3 protein-coding genes are annotated in these 3,075 nt (G+C 46.7%); 2 read left to right on the forward strand and 1 reads right to left on the reverse strand.

The features are described from left to right. Both FFM80_RS14360 and FFM80_RS14365 read left to right on the forward strand, forming a co-directional pair. On the forward strand, window positions 1-1,014 hold a 1,014-nt coding region (locus FFM80_RS14360; RefSeq protein ID WP_137641417.1), incomplete at its 5' end, for an RNA-guided endonuclease InsQ/TnpB family protein. Window positions 1,015-1,305: 291 nt separating this feature from the next. Further along, entirely contained in the window at window positions 1,306-1,626 is a 321-nt protein-coding gene (locus FFM80_RS14365) for a MazG nucleotide pyrophosphohydrolase domain-containing protein (RefSeq protein ID WP_137641418.1), read from the forward strand. Window positions 1,627-1,671: 45 nt separating this feature from the next. Here the strand turns inward: FFM80_RS14365 and FFM80_RS14370 are convergent, their stop codons facing one another. Continuing rightward, window positions 1,672-3,000, reverse strand: coding sequence for a YhgE/Pip family protein (locus FFM80_RS14370; protein WP_137641419.1), 1,329 nt, complete (start codon window positions 2,998-3,000; stop codon window positions 1,672-1,674). Window positions 3,001-3,075: the final 75 nt, after the last annotated feature.

A 3,075-nucleotide genomic window follows, 5' to 3' on the forward strand; every position in this document is an offset into this window, starting at 1 on the left:
TCCAATAGCCATGGTTGGCTCAATCATCCAGACTTTGATAGCTTGATGAAAGCCAATGCCATCAAGAATTACAAGACTGCCTGGAAACTATTCCGCCAGGTTCATCAGGCGGGGACGCCTAAGTTTCATAAGCGCGGTTATACTCAGACTTATCAAACGTCCTGCCTCTATGGGGCCAAGGTATTGGAGCCAGCTATGAATAATGGAAGCGTCAGATTAACTGATACCCACCACCTGTGGTTACCCAAGTTGGGACGTCTCCGATTCAAGGGGCTTCCACCAAAGATTTTAGAGCGAGCTAATGACATCAGAATTGGAACAACAACGGTTTCAATGGACGCTGTGGGTCATTATTTTGTATCCCTGCAGATTGGGTCGGAACATCCATTTGTTGCTAAGCAACACGCGATTGAATCTAAAGTCGGCATCGATTTGAATCTTGATAATTTTCTGACAGACTCCAATGGACAAGTAATTGAGAACCCCCGGTACTACCGAATGATAAAGGGTAAGCTGGCTAAGGCTCAACGTAAACTGTCGCGGCGGGCCAGACGAGCTAAAAAGAGTCAACGACGCTTATCAGAATCAAAGAATTATCAAAAGCAACGGCTACAAGTAGCCAAGCTACAGCTTAAAGTTGCCAACCAACGTAAAAACTTCCTGCACCACGTTTCTACGGCCTTGATCAAAAACCACGATTTAGTCGTAGCTGAAGAACTGCGGAGTAAAAACATGTTGCGTAACCACGCCTTGGCAATGAGCATCTCGGACGTCGGTTGGCGAACGTTACTGGGCATGCTGGCTTATAAAGCTGACCTTTACGGCCGAAAATTTTTGACGATTGATCCCCGAAATACGACGCAAACTTGTAGTCACTGTGGACATGTCATGACTGGCAAGAGTAAGTTGACGTTAGCTGACCGCAAGTGGACGTGTCCTAGTTGTGGCACGCTTCATGTGCGTGATCATAATGCAGCTAGGAACATTTTAGCCAAAGGTTTAGCAACCTTGTAAGAAGCAAGTCCGTCTGGCAACCTACGGACTTAAAAGGCTTTGGTAATTAGCGGATAAGTCCTATTCGTAGGCTAACGCTGTATCTAAGCAAATTGTGGTCGCCATGCCAGGGGGTGTGGTTCTCACAAGCGTCCGGTTTTAAACGGGCGTGGTTGACGGTTACTTTGCCAGAGTTTTAGGCTGATGGCAAGTTAACAGCTTGCCAAGAATAGTCAGTTAGCAAAAAAAGTGGCAGATAGTTATCCGTTTTAGGGTATGATTAGTTTAAGCCTTATTTTGGAGATGATTTGAGTGGATTTGGATAGCCATCAACAATGGTTAATTGATTTTTATCAGCAACGCGGTTGGTATGAGCTATCACCGTTTATTCGGTTGAACTTTTTGACTGAAGAAGTTGGTGAATTATCACGGGCGGTACGGGCCATTAAGTTGGGACGAGATCATCCCGGTGAACCCATTGCCACGCCGGCTGATTTGCAAGCAAACTTGGAAGAAGAGCTTGCCGATGTCTTGGATCAAGTCTTAGTGATGAGTGCCAAAATGGATGTTGATCCGCAGCAATTGTTGACAGCCAGTGAGGATAAGCTAAAAGCTCGGTTCCATATTAACTAGAATGAGTCAGTAAAAGCCCTCGATAGCGCTATCGAGGGCTTTTGTCTAGCTTAAACGTTGATTGAGCTTGGGTAAGTTCACATGAAAAGTCAACAGCATCAGTAAATTAAAGACAATGATGAGGCCGACAAAAATGGTGATTTCAGGCCAAATAGAATTACCGATGGACAAGGTACTGCGAAAGGCATCGATTGAGATTGACATTGGTAAATACGGGTGGAGTGTCTGGAAAAATGAATTTGAGAGTTGAATCGGGTAGGTTCCGGCTGAGCCGCCGAGCTGAATAATCATAAAAATCAACATTAACCAAGCACCGGTTTTACCCAGGATCAGGTTGAAGTAGGTGACGATACTGGCAAAGGTCCAAACGGTTAGTAGGCAAAACGCATAGGTACGAATGGCTTCGAGTGGATTAAGATGGTTGATCAGCCCTAATAAGACAAACATCACGGTGGCGGCTAAGCCTGTAAATTCAAATAAAAAGGGAATCTTTTGTGCCCACCAATCACCGGCAGATTTAGGCCGGCGATGTGGGGTGAACATATCGTAAATAATGTTAAACGTGATACAGCCCACGAATAACGCCACTGACATCAGATAAGGCGCCATCCCAGTGCCGTTATTTTGAACATGAGTGGCATCGTAATGGCTTAACTTAATCGGATTAACGGTCAAGTCGGCTTGGCGAGTGGTCCGCCGACCGGTCGTTGTTAATTGCTGACCACCAGTTTTTAGCGCCGTGGTGATTTTTTGATTTCCAGTGGTAACTTGCTGTGTGCCAGACGTTAGCCGGGTACTGCCCGTAGTTAACTGGGTATCGGCAGTTTGGAGGTGGGTCAAACCTAGCTGGGTGGCGGTTAAGGCCGTTTGTGCTTGTTGATTGCCTTGTGCCAGCTGCTGAGTGAGCTGTCGGTTCATGGCGACTAACTTAGCTGATTTGAGCCGATTAGCAGCCTGTAGCTGATCGATTTGTTGGCGGATGACGCGTAAGTTAGGCTGTGCTGTTGCTAGAGCTTGTTTAAGTTGCTGTAAAGCTTGGGTTTGAGTAGTCATGATCGCTTGCAGGGCATTATCGGTTGCGGTTAATTGGGCAAAGCCTGGTTGTGCCGTCGCCAAGCCTTGCTTAAGCTGGCTTAACCCATGGGCGAGTTTGACGGTACCCGCAGTTGTTTGCTGTAAATCAGTGGTCTCAGCTTGATTGCCGGTAGTAATAGCCCGTAAACCAGTTGTCGTTTGCGTTAAAGCGTGGCTGGCGTTAGTTAGTTGATGGCCGGATTGCTGCAAGTTACGGCCCATCGTTTTAAGGTAACTAGTCGTCAGTTGTTTTTCGACGGCCGTTTGAACTTTGGCGGCGGTCGTGGTGTTCATTTTCATTTATGCCTTTAGGCCGAGTTGAGCTCGCAAAGCGTGCGAAACAAAAAACCACCCGCTATGCGGGCGGAAGGCAAT

This window comes from Lactiplantibacillus dongliensis (assembly GCF_005405105.1).
GTDB lineage: Bacteria > Bacillota > Bacilli > Lactobacillales > Lactobacillaceae > Lactiplantibacillus > Lactiplantibacillus dongliensis.